A 15,946-nucleotide genomic window follows, 5' to 3' on the forward strand; every position below is an offset into this window, starting at 1 on the left:
GGTCACCGGTGAGGCGTGCGTCTGATGCACGCCAGCGATGGCCGGCGCAGCATTTTTCGCAGCATCGGCGCTGCCTAGACTGCCGCTCCCCGTCGTGGAGTGGACCCATGTCCGTGTTGTTCCCGCTGCATCCCCCGTACCCGGGGGGTGTTCGATGACTGCTGTTGCCGCCCCGTTGCCGGCAGCAACTGCCGTGCCGGCTGCACCGCCCGCGCAGGCGGTGTTCGGCCTGCGTCTGGCCGTGGGCCTGTGCGGCGTGCTGCTGGCTGTGTTGATCTCGGGTATCAACGAAAACGTCACCAAGGTCGCGCTGGCCGACATCCGGGGCGCGATGGGGTTCAGTGCCGATGACGGCAGCTGGATCATCGCGCTGTACACGGCGATGTCGGTCAGCGCGATGGCGTTTGCGCCGTGGTGCGCGGTGACCTTCTCACTGCGTCGCTTCGCACTGGTGATGATCGGCGCCTTCATGGTGCTGGGCGTGCTGTGTCCGTTCGCACCGGATCTGCCCTCGTTCCTGATCCTGCGCGCGCTGCAGGGGCTGGCGGGCGGCGCGCTGCCACCGCTGCTGATGAGCGTGGCGCTGCGCTTCCTGCCGCCGGGCATCAAGTTGTACGGCCTGGCCGGCTATGCGCTGACGGCCACGTTCGGGCCGAGCCTGGGCACACCGATGGCCGCGCTGTGGGTGGACTACGTGGGGTGGCACTGGGCGTTCTGGCAGATCGTGCCGTGGTGTGTGGCCGCGCTGGGCATGGTGGCATGGGGCCTGCCGCAGGACCCGCTGCGGCTGGAGCGTTTCGCGCAGTTCAACGGGGTCGGCCTGGCGCTCGGGTTCCCGGCGCTGGTGATGCTGGTCATCGGCCTGGTGCAGGGGCCGCGCCTGGACTGGTTCGCCTCGCCGCTGGTCTGCCTGCTGCTCGGCGGTGGCACTGGCCTGTTGGCGCTGTTCTTCTACAACGAATGGTCGCACCCGCTGCCGTTCTTCAAGCTGCAGCTGCTGGCCAACCGCAATCTGAGCTACGCGCTGATCACCCTCGGTGGCGTGCTGTTCGTGCTGCTGGCGGTGATCATGATTCCCTCCAGCTTCCTGGCCAAGGTGCAGGGCTACCGGCCGCTGCAGACCGCGCCGATGCTGCTGTGGGTCGCGTTGCCGCAGCTGATCGCGCTGCCGCTGGTGGCGACCCTGCTCAACCAGCGCCGGGTGGACAGCCGCTGGGTGCAGGCGATCGGCCTGGGCCTGCTGGCGTTGGCCTGTGGCCTGGGCGCGCAGCTGACCACCGATTGGCACCGCGACAACTTCGTGTGGCTGCAGGTGATCCAGGTCATCGCCCAGCCGATGGCGGTGCTGCCGCTGCTGATGCTCGCCACCGGCAGCCTGGCGCCGACCGATGGCCCCTTCGCTTCAGCATGGTTCAACACCGTCAAAGGCTTCGCCGCGGTCCTCGCCGGTGGCCTGCTCGAGGCGGTCACCACCGCGCGCAGCCATCTGCACTCGACCGCGCTGGTCGACCGGATCGGCAACGCACCCTGGTTTGACGCGGGCGCCGCACCCGGGCTGGGCGCGCGTCTGCATGCGCAGGTCGTGGCGCTGACCTCGGCCGATCTCTATCTCCTCGTCGCGTGGGTGGCGGTGGCGCTGATCGCGCTGATTCCGTGGCTGCCCACACGCATGTATCCGCCACGTGCCGTGGCTTGAATTCAAGGAACTCCCCTGTGTCCCTGCATCGCAACTCCGTTCCCTTCGTCATCGCTGCCGGCCTGCTGCTGCTCGCCGGCGGCGCCGGGTGGCTGCTGCACGATGGCCGCCATCAATCCACCAACAACGCCTATGTCACCGCGGACTTCACCGTGGTCGCGCCGAAGATCGCTGGCTTCGTCAGCGAGGTCCGCGTGCGGGACAACCAGACGGTCAAGGCCGGCGATGTGCTCGCGCGCATCGATGATCGCGACTATCAGGTCGCGCTGGCGGCCGCGCGTGCCGATCTCGCCAATGCACGGGCGCAACTGGCCAATGCGCAGGCCGCGTTGGCGCAGCAGGGTTCGGTAATCGATCAGGCCCAGGCCAGTGTGGATGTCAGTCGCGCCGAGCTCAGCCTCGCCCAGGCCGATCAACGCCGCTATCAAGCGCTGGCCAGCGACGGTGCCGGCACCGTGCAGAACGCACAGCAGGCGCAGTCGCGCCAGGCGGTGGCCAGTGCGCATCTGCAACAGGGCACCGCGGCCGTGGTCAATGCACGCCAGCGCACTGCGCTGCTGACCGCCAGCGTGCAGTCCGCGCAGGCCGCCGTGGAGCGGGCCGACGCCGCACAGGCCCGTGCCGAACTGGATCTGTCGCATACCGAGCTGCGCGCGCCCATCGATGGCATGGTTGGCCGCCGCGCAGTGCGCGTGGGGGCTTACCTTACCCCGGGCACGCCGGTGCTCGCGGTGGTGCCGCTGCAGCAGGCATTCGTCGTCGCCAACTTCCAGGAAACGCAGATGACGCGCATGCACGCCGGACAGCGCGTAGACGTGCAGGTGGATGTGTTCCCCGGCCAGTCGCTGCACGGCCGGATCGACAGCATCGCCCCGGCGACCGGGGTGACCTTCGCCGCGATCGCGCCGGAGAACGCCACCGGCAACTTCACCAAGGTGGTGCAGCGGATACCCGTGAAGATCGTGCTCGACGAAGGCCAACCGCTGGCCGGCAAGCTGCGCGCCGGCATGTCGGTGGAGGCGCGCGTGGATCTGGACAGCGGCGGGCGTGGGCTGCCGGGGGAGGGCGCATGATGCGCCGGCAGACGGTGCGCCTGATGGCAGGCAGCGCGCTGTGCACCGCACTGGCGGCCTGCACCCTCGGCCCGGACTTCGTGCGGCCCCAGGCAAGCCTGCCCGCGCAGTGGGAGGGTGGCGTGATCACCTCGGCGGCCTTCGCTGATGACGCGGCGTGGTGGAACGGCTTCGAGGATCCGCTGCTGGTGGCGCTGGCGAGCCAGGCCATGCGCGCCAATCTGGATGTGCAGCTGGCGGCCAACCGCGTCGCGCAGAGCCGCGCGCTGCGCCGGAGCAGCGCCGCCGACCGCGTCCCGGCCGTCGGCGCGACGGTCGGCGCCACCCGTGCGCGCAACAGCGAAGTGGGTTTGAACGATCCGTCCGGCAATGCCGGGCGGGAGGACTATGGACTGTTCCAGGCCGGTATCGGCCTGAGCTGGGAGCTGGATCTCTGGGGCCGTGTGCGCCGCCAGGTGGAGATCGCCGATGCCCGCGTGCAGATCGCCAACGAAGACTGGCACGCGGTGCAGACCGCGGTGATGGCTGAAGCCGCCGGTACCTATCTGCAGCTGCGCGCGACGCGTCAGTTGCTGGCGATCACCGAGGACAACCTGCACATCGCGCGCGACGTGCAGCGGCTGACCCTTTCCCGCCAGCAGCAGGGCGTAGCGACCACCTTGCAGGTGGCCAGTGCGGCCGCGCAGGTGGCAGCGCTGGAGGCGCGGGTGGCGCCGCTGCAGCATCGGCAATCGCACCTGCGCAATGCGCTGGCCCTGTTGCTGGCGCGCTCCCCGCAGGCGCTGGACGCACAGCTGGAAAACGCGCGGCGCGATTGGCCGGCGTTGCCCGGCATGGCGGCCGGGCTACCCAGCGACCTGGTCGAGCGCCGCCCGGACATCCGCCGCGCCGAAGCGGCCCTGCATGCGGCGACGGCTGGCATCGGTGTGGCCAAGGCCAACTTCCTGCCGCGCATCACCCTCAATGGCGATGCCGGCTTCCAGGCCAAACAGCTCGACGACCTGGACGGCTGGAACGCCCATCGTTTCAGCATCGGTCCGGCGATCAGTCTGCCGATCTTCCAGGGCGGCAGGTTGAAAGCGAACCTCGCTCTGAGCCGGCTGCAGGAACGCCAAGCTGCGCTGCAGTTCCAGAAGACGGTGCTGCAGGCGTGGCACGACGTGGACGATGCGATAGACGGGTACAGCGCGGAGCAGCGACGCGGGCAGGCGCTGCAGGTGGCGGTGGAGGAAAGTGATCGTGCCTTGATGGCTGCGCGTCGTCAGTACCAGGCCGGGGTGATCGATATGCTCGACGTGCTGACCACCCAGCGCATCGCGCTGGACAACCAGGCAGCGCTGGCTGACAGCCAGGCGGCGGCTGCGATCGCACGGGTGGATCTGTATCGCGCGCTGGGTGGCGGCTGGCGCGATGTGGGGGTAGGCGTGACCCGCGCTGGCAGCGCGTCGGCTGCCAGCGGGCCGGGCAACATGGCTCAACGCACGTTGCGCAGTTCCCAGTGACTGCCGGCCAGCATGCGCAGGCGCTGCTTGAACACGTCGCTGTCGATGCTGGTGGTGGCGCAGAGGTTGATGCGCAGATCATCCTGCGCGCCGGTCACGGTGGCGGCCGGATCGGTCGCGCCCCACTGCGGGTCGACCGCGTCGGGATCGTCCTGTTTGGCGCGCCAGCGGTCGAACAGCACCGGGGTGCGCAGGGCATTCTGAAGCTCTTCGGCCAACCCTGCCGCGCCCTGGGCGTGGAAGGACAGGTCCGGATCGTTGCCGCGCGCCTTGGCCGGGTCCGGCAGGCTGATGTCATAACTTACTGGCATGGTTACCTCCATTGAATACGGCAAGGCTGGCAGAGACGCGGTGCAATCCGCGTGCAGAACCCGCGGCCGTGCCCGGATCGTGGCATGGCCGCGGCGATGCTGACCAGTGCGGTCAGCCGTTGAAGGTGTGTGGGCCGTCGGCAAACCCGATCGTCACCGCGCCCTTGCCCACGTTGACCATGCCGGTCAGGCTCATCACCGCCTCGAACACATCCACGCCATGCGCCTGGCAGGTCTCACGCAACATGGCGTAGCCGGGCAGGGCCTGCAGGTCGGCCAGCTCGCCGCCGTAGCTGATGCACACGGTTGGCGTCATCAGGCCGCCCTTGACCCGCTGGCCGACGAAATCGAACAGCTTCTTCACCGCATTGTCGAAGCCCTTGATCTTGGCCACCGGCCCGGTCTCGCCGCGGTAGCCATGCAGCACCGGCTTGATGTCCAGCGCGCTGCCCAGCGCGGCGCTGATCAGGCCCACGCTGCGGTCGCCCTTATGACGTGCCCGGGCGCGCATGTAGTACAGATCACGGGTGATCATGTAGCCGTGTACGTTGTGCGCCAGCAGCTCCAGTCGCTCGCGGATCTGCTGCACGCTCGCGCCACTGTCGCGCAGGCGCACCGCTTCCACCGCGGTCACGCCCTGTGCGGCGAACAGGTTCTGGGTATCGAGCACGCGCAGCGCGAACGGTGAGTTGAACCCTGCCGCCTGCCGCACCGGCTTGTAATCGTTGAGGATCGCGAAGCTGGCCTGCATCGCGTTGTCGTGGATCGGGCTGCGGGTCTTGGTGATCGTCATGCAGAACACATGGTCGTAATCGATCACCAGCTTGCCCAGGAACAGATCCCGGATCTGATTGACGCTGAACGGAATGGTCTCCGCCTCGGCGCCATGCTCGGCCACATGGGCATGCAGAAAGCTCAGTGTCGCCTGTTCGTCGCGATGGTCGGCCAGCACGGCCTCGCCGATGCGGACGGTGATCGGCAGCAGCACGATGTTGTGTTGTTCAATGAAATCCTGCGGCAGATCGCACGCAGAGTCGACCACGATTCCGATGCGCATCCTGTGCCCCTCCGGCAGGTTGTAGGTTCGGAAACGTGAACGCTATCTCAAAACGGCTCGCCTTGCCTGACCGGGGAGCCGGCCCGGGCTCAGCGGCTGCGTTCCACCGCCACCGGCAGATCCTCGATCCGGGCCCACTCCCCCTGCTCAAGCAGGCGCGGGTCGGCCAGCACCGCCTGCATCAGCGGGTGGGCGTCGTTGCCCCAGAACAGTTCGCTGCCGATCGCCAGCGTCGGCACGCCGAACACCCCCGCGGCCAGCGCGGCATCCGTGTTGCGCCGCAGTTCCTCTTTGACCGACGGTGCGCCGATCGCCGCAGCGACATCGGCGATGTCCAGCATCGCGCCGGGCAGGGCGAGCGCGGCCGCACTGTCGCCGGCGTGGCCGTCGCGCCAGATCCAGTTGAACAGGAGGTCGACCGTCTCGTGGGTGGCCCCGGCGGCCAGGCACAGGCGCAGGGCGGCCAGCGGATTGAATGGGTGGCCCGCTGGAAAACGCAGTGTCACCCCGGCGCTGCGGGCCTGCCACAGCGCCTGCCGATAGGTGAACAGTCGTTTGGCGGGGATCTCGGCAGGGCCCAGATTGCCCAGGTGGTGCAGCACCGCGCCGAAGGCGATCGGCACCGGCACAATGCTCTTGAACTGCGGCAGGGCCTTGAGCTGCTGCCAGTGCAGGTAGGCGAACGGTGAGACGAAATCGAAATACCAGCGCAGGGCCATGATCGGGTGCTCACGTTGCGGGACGGCAGTGCCGCCGAACGCAGGGCCGCCGCAGGCAGCGGCCCTGTGCAGGGACTCAGCGCGAGTATGCGCGCGGTTCGCTCGACGCCGGCGCCTGGTAGCGGTCGCGCAGCTCGGTCTGGCGCGACCGCATCGGCATCGCGCGACCGCCCAGCCAGACCTGCTCGGCGTAATGCCCGACATCCAGCGGATCGCCTTCCCACAGCACCAGATCGGCCAGCTTGCCCGGCTCGATGGTGCCAAGCCGGTCGCCGACGCCCAGCGCCTGGGCCGGCACCCGGGTCAGGCCCGCCAGGCCATCATCCCAGGGCAACCCGTTGGCGACGGCATTGCCGGCCAGCTGGCGCATCTTGCGCGCGTTGTGCGAGGCATCGTCGCGCTGGGCGAAGCTGACCGGCACGCCGGCCGCCTTCAGGCGCGCGGCGTTCTGCAGGGTCGCGCCGAGCTGATCGAAGCTGCTCGGCAGGTTGCCCAGCCCATCCACGAACACCGGCACGCCGGCCTGGGCCAGCTGCGGGGCCAGGCGCCACGCCTCGGCACCGCCGGCGATGGCGATCTTGACCTTCTCGCGGCCGGCCCAGCGCAGCAGCTGGCGGATGTCCGCCGCGCGATCGACCTGCACCACGATCCGGCCCTGGCCGGCCAGGTAGCGCGCCAGCGTGGCGCGCCCGGCGGGTGTGAGCAGCGCATGCGGAGAGTCCGCCGGCACGCGCCCACGCGCCTCGCTGACCATCTGTTCCAGCAGCATCCACTGCGCGGCCCGCGAGGTGCCGGTCAGCTCCGCGCCGGATGCACCGAGGCGGATGAACAGCGCCTGCGGGCCGACCGGATCGGCGCTGCCGTCCAGCCGCATCAGCCCGCCCTGGCCGGCGATGAAGCCGCCGCCGGTATTCGCCCCGAGCAGGGTGAAGCCGATGCCATCCAGCCGCGCCACCGGGATCAGCACCGAGTCCGGATTGAAGGCCAGGGTGACATCGAATTCCGGACGCAGCGGCTGGTCTTCCAGCTTGAGCGCGCTGTCGACCGTGGCCGATTCGCCGGACACCTCTTCGATACCGATGTCGGTGATGCCGCCGAACAGCGCCGGGGTGAGCGGCTTGCCCGCGGCCTCGACCACCGCTACACCGGGCGGTGCGGACAGGCCGGGACCGACGGCGCGGATCACACCGCCCTGGATCAGCACATCGCTGTGCGCCAGGCTGCCGCGTGCGGCGGCGGTGTGCACCGTGGCGTTGCGGATCAGCAGATCCTGCGCGAACAAGGACGGTGCCACGCAGGCGCCGGCAATCAACAGCAAGGCCTGCGGAAGCAGGCGCATCGAGACGCGGCGGCTCATGGGCGTGCCTCCTGGCCGAGCATGAAGTCCGACAGCGGCTGCCGCCTCACGTCCTGGCGGTCATAGACCTGATGGCCATCGACGTAGACCTTTTCGGCCAGTGCGTAGGAACTGAAGGGGCTGCCGTTCCAGACCACCACGTCACCCATCTTGCCGGCCTCCAGGCTGCCGGTCTGCTTCTCCACACCCAGCGAGCGCGCCGCGTTGGAGGTGAGCCACATCATGGCGCGCTCCGGGGCGATCTCGATGCCAGCCCGGCGTGCGTTGGCGATCACCTTGGCCGCTTCCTGGTTCAAGCGCTGGATGCCCTCCGGGGAATCGGAATGCACGATCGCGCAGCTGTTGGCCGGGCGGTCGACCAGGGCGATGTTCTCCTGGATGCCATCGAAGGCCTCCATCTTGAAGCCCCACCAGTCGGCCCACAGCGCACCGCACACGCCTTCCTCGGCGAGCCGGTCGGCCAGCTTGTAGGCCTCCACCGCGTGATGGAAGGCGGCGATCTTGAAGCCGAACTCCTTGGAGAGATCCAGCATCGTGGCCATCTCATCGGCGCGGTAGCAGTGGATATGCACGCGGATGTCGCCCTGGATGGCGCCGGCCAGCGTATCCAGCTTGAGATCGCGCTTGCCGCCACTGTCGCCGGCGCTGTCGCCCTTGTCGTCACCGCTGAACCAGCGCTTCTTCTTCGGCTGCTTGGGGGTGTTCTTGGCGATGTATTCGCTGGCATCGATGAAGGCCGCGCGGTAACCGGCGACATTGCCCATGCGCGTGCCCGGCGCGGTGCCCTTGCCGCCGTAGACGCGCTTGGGGTTCTCGCCGCAGGCCATCTTCAGGCCCCACGGCGCGCCGGGGAACTTCATGGCCTGGTAGGTCGTTGCGGGCACGTTCTTCAACGTGACCCCGCGGCCGCCGACCAGATTGGCCGAACCGGGCAGCACCTGCATCGAGGTCACGCCACCGGCCAGTGCCGCGGCAAAGCCGGGATCCTGCGGCCATACCGAGTGCTCGGCCCAGACATTGGCAGTGACCGGTGCGGTCATCTCGTTACCGTCGCTGTGCGCACTGACGCCCGGGCTGGGATACACGCCCAGGTGCGAGTGCACATCGATGATGCCGGGGGTCACCCACTTGCCCTGGCCGTCGACACGCACCGCATCGGCCGGGGCTGTGAGGCCGGTACCCACCGCCGCGATGCGGCCGTCGCGCAGCAGCACATCGGCGTTGTCCAGGCGCACGCCGGTGCCGGTGAGCACGGTGGCATTGCTGATCAACACCGGGGCCGAGGCGATCGGCGCATAGGTACTGGGGTAGGGATCCTGGAGGAAGCGCGACGCGGCGGGCGCCGGCGCGGACACGATCGACATCAACGCCAGGCCAACGCCGACGCTCAACAACTTCTGCATGGTTCTCCCCAAGCCGCATGGACACAATTCTTCGACGCTATCCGGGACGCGGGTCGTTTGCCAAGTGACCTTCTGCATAGTTTTAGCAAATGAGACCTAGCACTGATATGAGAAACAATTGTGAACTTTTCATGAATTTTTCGGGTAGGCTCAAAGCGGCGGCGAGGACCGATGCGCGCCCGTCGCAAGAGAGTCGCAGTGCATCCAGTTCCAGATTCCAACACTCGAACCAGATCAAGGAAGTTCTCAGTACATGACCGTGAATTCACTGTCCCGCGCGACGTTCCGTCGCCCTTCGCCGTCCCTGCTGGCCTCGGCCATCATCGGCACCCTGCTTTCCGCCAGCGCCGTTCCGGCGCTGGCCGCTCCTACCAGCGATGCCCTGCAGCGTTATCAGCAGCAGCGCGCCGAGCAGTCCGCCGCATTCGGCCGTGATCTGCAGACCGCCTCGCTGGCGGCGGCGTTTGCCGCGCCGACCGCCTCCATTGGCCAGGCCGGTTACCTCACCAGCCCGCGCGTCAGCGCCGAGGCGGCCAACCCCATCCTCGGCAAGCCGGGTGATGTGGAAAGCTGGCACAGCGATGAGTTCAATGCCGACTGGGGTCTGGCCGCAATGGGGGCTGATTACGCGTATGCGCGCGGCCTTACCGGTCAGGGTGTGCGCCTGGGCGTGTTCGATTCGGGCTCTGCCCTTGCCCACGACGAATTCGCCGGACGCAACACGTCCAGCATCTCCATCGGCAACGGCGGCTGCGCCGACCCGAGCATCGTGGCGGGCGAAGGTGCCTGCGGCAGCACCCGGGGCGACCAGCCCGGGTATAACTACTACGGTCTGGGGCCGGGTGTGCCGCCTGCGCTTGCTGATCGCCTGATCGCGGCAGGCCAGCCGTACGGCTTCAGCTACGCCGACCATGGCACGCACGTGTTGGGCACCGTCGGCGCCAACCGCGATGGCAACGGGATGCATGGCGTGGCCTTTGGCGCCAACCTGACCGCTGCCCGCGTCTTTGGCGACACGTATTACGAGTGGCGCCTGGATCCTGACAACTTCTACCGGCCGCGCGCGTTGTATCGCACGGATCCGGACGATGCCGCCACACTGGACATGTATGCCCAGGCAGACGCGCAGGGCGTGCGCGCGCTCAATCACAGCTGGGGCATCTCGACCCGCCATGCCACGGTGGAGAGCCTGGATGCGCAGTACGCTGCGATCGGCGCGGACTACGGCGTCTACGGCAGCATCTATGGTGAAACGGAGGGTGCACCGGGTTCCAAGCTGATCCAGGTGTGGTCGGCAGGCAACTCTGCTGGCGGCATGGCTGGCATCACGGCGGCATTGCCGCGCTGGAACCCGGAGATCGAGCCGTACTGGCTGGCCGTCGCGAATGTCCGTCTCCCCACCGCAGGTGAGACGGACTACGTCATTGATGCCAGTTCCAGCATCTGTGGTGCTTCGGCCAACTGGTGCCTGTCCGCACCGGGCACCAACATCGCCAGCACGATCGTGGCCGGCGAGATCAACGGTCGCATGGAGCTGACCGAGGATTACCTGCGTTTTCTCATCGAAAGCGAAAGCCCTGAGTACACCTACGGCTACAAGACCGGCACATCGATGGCGGCACCGCACATCACCGGTGCGCTCGGTCTGCTGATGGAGCGCTTCCCGTACCTCGACAACGCACAGGTGCGCGATGTGTTGTTGACCACGGCACGCGACCTGGGCGCGCCCGGCGTCGATGCGATCTACGGCTGGGGCATGGTCGATCTGAAGACCGCCATCGAAGGCTACGGCCTGCTGCGCGTGGACACCGACGTGGTCATGAACCAGAAAGCCGGTGGCCTGAAGGTGTGGGAAGGCGATGCGTGGGACGACTGGACCAATGACATCGGCGGCCCGGGCAAGCTGACCAAGTCCGGTATCGGCTGGCTGCGCCTGAGCGGTGACAACAGCTTCAACGGCGCCATCGTGCGCGACGGCGTGCTGGAACTGGACGGTGCGAATGCACTGACCGCTTCGGTCGATGTACAGGGCGGCCAGTTCCTGCTCAACGGCAGCCTGGTGTCCACCACGCTCAACAGCCTGGGGGGAAGCAGCGTGATCTCCACCACGGGCGTGCTCAAGGGTTCGGCGCTCAACGTGACCGGCGGTTCGGTCACGTTCAACGGTCTGCAGCAGGCGGGCGACACCAGCGTCGGCAGCGGCGGCAGCTTCGTGCTCAATGGCCGGCTGCTCGACAGCTCGCTGACCTCGTCGGGTGCCACCCGCGTCAATGCCGGTGCCCTGCTGGACGGCTCGGACCTGTTCGTCACCGCCGGCACCGTGTCCTTCAACGGCGTGCAGCAGGATGGCGCGACGGTGGTCGGTGCCAAGGGCACTTTGAAGGGCGTCGGCACGCTGGGCAGCACCCGCGTGGAAGGCATCATCGCCCCGGGCAACTCGATCGGCACGCTGACCATCAACGGCGATTACGTGCAGACCGCCACCGGCATCTACCAGGCCGAGCTGGCCCCGGGCAGCCGCAGCGATCTGCTGCGCGTCACCGGTACGGCCACGCTGGATGGCACCCTGAAGGCACTGCCGGAAGCCGGCGTGTACTACCTTGGTGAGCAGTTCAACTTCCTGCAGGCTGCCGGTGGCATCAACGGTCAGTTCGCCACGACCGACTTCTCGGCCTTCTCGCCGTTCCTGAAGTTCAGCCTGGGCTACAGCGCCAATGGGCTGCGCATCGACGTCGCCCGCGGCAACGCGCTGGCCAGCGCTGCGGTCACGCCGAACCAGATCGCCGTGGCCACCAGCGCCGATGGCCTGGCCATCAACCAGGGCCTGCCCAAGCCGCTGACCCAGCTGTTCCCGGCCCAGGTCGGTGCGGCACTGGACGCGCTGAGTGGTGAACTCCACGCCGCCACGCCGATGGCGCTGGTGGAAAGCAGCCGTTACCTGCGTGATGCGGCGCTGAGCCGTGCCGTGGGTGTGCGTTCGCCGGGGGCCGCGGATGAGGCGGCCGGTGGCGGCGCGTGGGTGCAGGCGATCGGTGGCAGCGGCAAGCTCGACGGCGATGCCAATGCCGCGCGCACCGATTCCAACAGCAATGGTCTGCTGGTCGGTGCCGATCATGTGTTCGGCGGCGGTTGGCAGGTCGGTGGGCTGGTTGGTACCGGCCGGACCGACATCAAGCAGGCCGCGGGTCGCGGCGCCCGGTCGGAGATCGACAACACCCACTTCGGTGCCTACGTGGGCAATCAGTGGGGGGCGTTCGGTCTGCGCGCCGGTCTGGGTTATTCCCGCCATGACGTGGACAGCAAGCGTCAGCTGACGTTTGCCGGCTACCAGGACGCGCTGTCGGCCACGTACGACGCCACCACCCGCCAGGGCTTCATCGAGGGCGCATACCGCTTCGGTGGTCGCGAAGGTGGCCTGGAGCCGTACCTGCAGTTCGCGCGCGTTGAGGTGGACGTGGACGGCATCACCGAGCAGGGCGGTGCTGCGGCACTGCACGGCCAGGTCGCCGACACCCGCACCAACGTGGCGACCGCCGGTGTTCGGTTCGACAAGGGCCTGAAGACCTCGTGGCAGCAGGAAAGCTGGCTGCACGTGCGCGGTGGCGTCGGTTACCGCCGTGCCTCCGGCGACCGCAGCCAGGTCGCCGATCTGGCCTGGACCGGCGGCAGCAGCTTCGCGGTCAGCGGTGCGGCGATTGCCGACAACGCCGTGGTCGCCGAGCTGGGCCTGTCGGCCTGGTTGAGCCCGCGCAACCAGCTGGAGCTGGGCTACAACGGCACCTTCGGTGACGACGCCCGCGACCGCAGCGTCACCGCGCGCTGGTCCGTGCAGTTCTGATCCAGCGGTACTGGTAAACGGGAAAAGGCGGCCATTGGCCGCCTTTTTCTTGCCTGCGGCCGTGAGGTCGCGATCGCCACTTGCGCCGTGATCATCCAGCGTGGGAGGGTCAGACAGGCGGGGGCCGTCCGTGCCACTCTGCATTCACAAGGAAGTGTCGATGAACGTCACCGAAGGCTTCGATCGCAAGCACGCCACGCATTACCACCGGTTGCTTGTCCTGCTGGCGTTCGCGTCCGGCCTCATGCTGGTGGCTGGATTCTTCGAGCAGTCGCCCAGCGCGCTGCCCAAAGAAGCGCGCATCCTCCTCGCAGCACTCTCCCTGCTGACGGCCACCGCCAGCTACCTGGTGATCAAACAGATCCAGTACGCCTTTCCGTTTGTCGGCATATCGTCCATCGCCTTTGCCGCCTCGCTCTGGGCGTTCGGTGCGCCAACGGCCCTCGTCCTGCTGCTGGCCATACCGGCTGCCCTCCTTTCGCTGGTCTCCCTTGTCCTCAAGGGCAGGGCCGATGGGATCGACCACCGGGAGTAAGCGGCCACGCTCGACGCCGCGCGGCCGGTCTCGCAGAATTGTCGCCTGTCGTTTGTCGGAACAGCCCCATGAAAACCAAACAGGACATCGTCGAAAACTGGCTGCCGCGTTACACCGGCGTGCCGTTGGAGCAGTTTGGCCAGCACATCCTGCTGACCAACTTCGGTGGCTACCTGCACACCTTTTCCCAGCTGACCGGTGCCCCCATCCAAGGCGCGGACCGGCCGATGGCCAGCGTCACCAGCGACGACATCACCCTGATCAACTTCGGCATGGGCAGCCCGAACGCGGCCATCATCATGGACCTGCTGTCGGCGGTGATGCCCAAGGCGGTGCTGTTCCTGGGCAAGTGCGGTGGGCTCAAGCGCAAGAACCAGCTGGGGGATCTGATCCTGCCGATCGCCGCGATCCGCGGCGAGGGCACCTCCAGCGACTACCTGCCGCCGGAAGTCCCGGCCCTGCCGGCTTTTGCCCTGCAGCGCGCGGTCTCGACCATGGTCCGCGACCTCGGCCACGACTACTGGACCGGCACCGTCTACACCACCAACCGCCGGGTCTGGGAGCACGACGAGGCCTTCAAGGAAAAGCTGCGGGTGATGCGCTGCATGGCCATCGACATGGAGACGGCGACCCTGTTCGCGGCCGGTTTTGCGAACCACATCCCGATCGGGGCCTTGCTGTTGGTGTCCGACCAGCCGATGATTCCCGACGGCGTGAAGACCGAGGTCTCCGACGCCAAGGTCAGCTCACAGTTCGTCGAGAACCATATCCAGATCGGTATCGAGGCGCTTAAGCTGATACGGCGCAACGGCAAGTCGGTCCGCCACCTGCGTTTTGACGAGTAACGGCAATGGAACGGATGGACGTCTTGGGGCGTGCCATCCACAGGGGTAGTGAATGGACGTGGCGGCACAAGTAGTGGAGTTCTGGCGCGACGCCGGACCGCAGCAGTGGTTCGCGCGCGATGACGCGTTCGATGCGCGGTTTCGCCATCAATTCCAGGAAGAACATTTTGCCGCCGCCCGCCGCGCGCGCGAGCATTGGTTGAGCAGCGCAGAAGGCGCGCTGGCGCTGATGATCCTGCTCGACCAGTTCCCCCGCAATTGCTTCCGCGATACGGCGCACGCCTACGCCACCGATGGCCTGGCGCGCCATTACGCCATGCGTGCGGTGGAGGAGGGCCTGGATCTGCAACTGGTGCCCAAACTGCGGGCCTTCATCTACCTCCCGTTCGAGCACTCCGAGGATCCGCAGGACCAGGAGCGTTCGGTGGCGATGTTCGATGCGCTGGGCGACAAGGAATACCTGCAGTTCGCCGAACTGCATCGCGACATCATCCGCCGCTTCGGGCGCTTCCCGCACCGCAATGCGGTGCTGGGGAGGATGCCGACGCCGGAAGAGCTGGATTATCTGGCCGAGGGTGGGTTTGCGGGTTGACCGGTGGAAGGACGCCACCGGCGCCACGAACAAAAAAACGCCGGCAATGCCGGCGTTTTTCTTACCCGCAACGTGCTGAAGATCAGTACTTCGGCACGCCGTTGTCCACCTCGTTCGACCAGGCGTCGATACCGCCGGTGATGTTGGACACCTTGGTGAAGCCCAGGGCACGGAACTGCTCGGCGGCCTGCGCGCTGCGGCCACCGTGGTGGCACAGGAAGGCCAGCGCGGTGTCCTTGGGCAGGGCTTCCAGGCGGGCGCGGTTGTCACCGTCGAAGGTTTCGAACGGGGCGTTGATCGCCGCGATCGCACGCTCGTCGGCCGGACGCACGTCGACCACGGTGATGCTGCCGGCGCGGAGCTGGTCATCAGCGTCGCGCACGCTCAGTTCCTGAACGGCCTTGGGCGCGTTCGGGTTGTCGATCGCCAGGCCCTTGCCGCGGATGTCGTCCACCCAGTCGATGGTGATGCCTTCGGCGCGGCGGGCGCTGGCCAGATCGAACTGCACGCGCAGGCCGTTGGACTCGGCGGCGATCGCGTTGTCGTCGTGCGGGGCGAGCTGGAAGTTCGGCTGGAAGCGCGCGTCGATGCCCAGCTGCAGCGAGGCACCCGGGGAATCGGCCAGCGCGCCACGCAGCATTTCCACGGCGGCCGGGGTCACGGTGATGCGCGGCGGGGTGCGGTCGGGGGCGGCAAGGCCGAGCACACTGCTCAGCTCACCGTTGCCGGCCATCTGCAGGATGATGTCGCTGCCACCGATCAGCTCGCCGTCGATGTACAGCTGCGGAATGGTCGGCCACTCGCCATAGGCTTTGATGCCTTCGCGGATGTCGGCGTCGGCGAGCACGTTGACGTGGTCGAACTCCACCCCGAGGTCCTGCAGGGCGCCGACGGCTTTGGCCGAGAAACCGCACTGCGGCATGCTCGGCTGACCCTTCATGAACAGCACGACGCGGTTGGCGTTGAGAATGGATTCGATGCGCGAGCGCAGGGCGGGATCAAGGGACATGACGGTCAG

Annotated in this window: 13 protein-coding genes; 7 read left to right on the forward strand and 6 right to left on the reverse strand. The window is 67.6% G+C overall.

The features are described from left to right. The first annotated feature begins 154 nt into the window (after positions 1-154). The 3 genes from ABE483_RS15695 to ABE483_RS15705 are packed head-to-tail and all read left to right on the forward strand — an operon-like array spanning position 155 to position 4,271. Positions 155-1,696, forward strand: a complete 1,542-nt coding sequence (locus tag ABE483_RS15695; protein WP_313219615.1) for an MFS transporter — start codon at positions 155-157, stop codon at positions 1,694-1,696. Positions 1,697-1,713: 17 nt separating this feature from the next. Continuing rightward, positions 1,714-2,769, forward strand: coding sequence for an HlyD family secretion protein (locus ABE483_RS15700; protein WP_313219616.1), 1,056 nt, complete (start codon positions 1,714-1,716; stop codon positions 2,767-2,769). After that, positions 2,769-4,271 carry an efflux transporter outer membrane subunit gene (locus ABE483_RS15705; protein WP_346481994.1) on the forward strand — a complete coding sequence of 501 codons (1,503 nt, stop codon included), beginning with the start codon at positions 2,769-2,771 and terminating at the stop codon, positions 4,269-4,271. Before ABE483_RS15700 ends, ABE483_RS15705 begins: the two co-directional genes overlap by 1 nt. Here the strand turns inward: ABE483_RS15705 and ABE483_RS15710 are convergent. The 5 genes from ABE483_RS15710 to ABE483_RS15730 all read right to left on the reverse strand — a co-directional run bounded on the left by ABE483_RS15710 (position 4,244) and on the right by ABE483_RS15730 (position 9,118). Next, positions 4,244-4,582: a hypothetical protein gene (locus ABE483_RS15710; RefSeq protein WP_313209123.1), complete on the reverse strand. Its 339-nt coding sequence runs from the start codon at positions 4,580-4,582 to the stop codon at positions 4,244-4,246. The two genes, ABE483_RS15705 and ABE483_RS15710, sit on opposite strands and share 28 nt — an antisense overlap. Before the next feature lie 112 nt (positions 4,583-4,694). Further along, the gene (locus tag ABE483_RS15715) at positions 4,695-5,639 is read right to left on the reverse strand and encodes a DegV family protein (RefSeq protein WP_346481995.1); all 945 of its coding nucleotides are present in this window, start codon (positions 5,637-5,639) and stop codon (positions 4,695-4,697) included. Positions 5,640-5,728: 89 nt separating this feature from the next. After that, positions 5,729-6,361 carry a DsbA family protein gene (locus tag ABE483_RS15720; RefSeq protein WP_346482004.1) on the reverse strand — a complete coding sequence of 211 codons (633 nt, stop codon included), beginning with the start codon at positions 6,359-6,361 and terminating at the stop codon, positions 5,729-5,731. 73 nt (positions 6,362-6,434) lie between these two features. Next, positions 6,435-7,715: an amidohydrolase family protein gene (locus tag ABE483_RS15725; protein WP_346481996.1), complete on the reverse strand. Its 1,281-nt coding sequence runs from the start codon at positions 7,713-7,715 to the stop codon at positions 6,435-6,437. Further along, positions 7,712-9,118 carry an amidohydrolase gene (locus ABE483_RS15730; protein ID WP_346481997.1) on the reverse strand — a complete coding sequence of 469 codons (1,407 nt, stop codon included), beginning with the start codon at positions 9,116-9,118 and terminating at the stop codon, positions 7,712-7,714. The genes ABE483_RS15725 and ABE483_RS15730 overlap by 4 nt, the downstream gene beginning before the upstream one ends. A gap of 253 nt (positions 9,119-9,371) precedes the next feature. Here ABE483_RS15730 and ABE483_RS15735 point away from each other — a divergent pair, with 253 nt between their 5' ends. From ABE483_RS15735 to ABE483_RS15750, 4 genes are all read left to right on the forward strand, one after another. Continuing rightward, the gene (locus tag ABE483_RS15735; RefSeq protein WP_346481998.1) at positions 9,372-12,956 is read left to right on the forward strand and encodes an autotransporter domain-containing protein; all 3,585 of its coding nucleotides are present in this window, start codon (positions 9,372-9,374) and stop codon (positions 12,954-12,956) included. 160 nt (positions 12,957-13,116) lie between these two features. After that, positions 13,117-13,491 (forward strand): hypothetical protein, encoded by a 375-nt coding sequence (locus ABE483_RS15740; RefSeq protein ID WP_313219621.1) that lies wholly within the window; start codon positions 13,117-13,119, stop codon positions 13,489-13,491. Between the two features lie 68 nt (positions 13,492-13,559). After that, positions 13,560-14,336 (forward strand): AMP nucleosidase, encoded by a 777-nt coding sequence (locus ABE483_RS15745; RefSeq protein WP_088432404.1) that lies wholly within the window; start codon positions 13,560-13,562, stop codon positions 14,334-14,336. Between the two features lie 52 nt (positions 14,337-14,388). Beyond that, positions 14,389-14,928: a DUF924 family protein gene (locus tag ABE483_RS15750; protein WP_313209127.1), complete on the forward strand. Its 540-nt coding sequence runs from the start codon at positions 14,389-14,391 to the stop codon at positions 14,926-14,928. Between the two features lie 82 nt (positions 14,929-15,010). Here the strand turns inward: ABE483_RS15750 and grxD are convergent, their stop codons facing one another. Continuing rightward, positions 15,011-15,937 carry a Grx4 family monothiol glutaredoxin gene (gene grxD, locus ABE483_RS15755; RefSeq protein ID WP_121039705.1) on the reverse strand — a complete coding sequence of 309 codons (927 nt, stop codon included), beginning with the start codon at positions 15,935-15,937 and terminating at the stop codon, positions 15,011-15,013. Between the last annotated feature and the right edge of the window lie 9 nt (positions 15,938-15,946).

It is taken from the genome of Stenotrophomonas sp. TWI602 (assembly GCF_039674045.1).
GTDB lineage: Bacteria > Pseudomonadota > Gammaproteobacteria > Xanthomonadales > Xanthomonadaceae > Stenotrophomonas.

Excerpts from the sequence above, each read along its gene's own strand:
- ABE483_RS15710 (WP_313209123.1), bottom strand. The coding sequence starts at position 4,582 with ATGCCAGTAAGTTATGACATCAGCCTGCCGGACCCGGCCAAGGCGCGC.
- ABE483_RS15750 (WP_313209127.1), top strand. The coding sequence starts at position 14,389 with ATGGACGTGGCGGCACAAGTAGTGGAGTTCTGGCGCGACGCCGGACCG.
- ABE483_RS15715 (WP_346481995.1), bottom strand. The coding sequence starts at position 5,639 with ATGCGCATCGGAATCGTGGTCGACTCTGCGTGCGATCTGCCGCAGGAT.
- ABE483_RS15740 (WP_313219621.1), top strand. The coding sequence starts at position 13,117 with ATGAACGTCACCGAAGGCTTCGATCGCAAGCACGCCACGCATTACCAC.
- ABE483_RS15705 (WP_346481994.1), top strand. The coding sequence starts at position 2,769 with ATGCGCCGGCAGACGGTGCGCCTGATGGCAGGCAGCGCGCTGTGCACC.
- grxD (WP_121039705.1), bottom strand. The coding sequence starts at position 15,937 with ATGTCCCTTGATCCCGCCCTGCGCTCGCGCATCGAATCCATTCTCAAC.
- ABE483_RS15735 (WP_346481998.1), top strand. The coding sequence starts at position 9,372 with ATGACCGTGAATTCACTGTCCCGCGCGACGTTCCGTCGCCCTTCGCCG.
- ABE483_RS15725 (WP_346481996.1), bottom strand. The coding sequence starts at position 7,715 with ATGAGCCGCCGCGTCTCGATGCGCCTGCTTCCGCAGGCCTTGCTGTTG.
- ABE483_RS15695 (WP_313219615.1), top strand. The coding sequence starts at position 155 with ATGACTGCTGTTGCCGCCCCGTTGCCGGCAGCAACTGCCGTGCCGGCT.
- ABE483_RS15745 (WP_088432404.1), top strand. The coding sequence starts at position 13,560 with ATGAAAACCAAACAGGACATCGTCGAAAACTGGCTGCCGCGTTACACC.
- ABE483_RS15730 (WP_346481997.1), bottom strand. The coding sequence starts at position 9,118 with ATGCAGAAGTTGTTGAGCGTCGGCGTTGGCCTGGCGTTGATGTCGATC.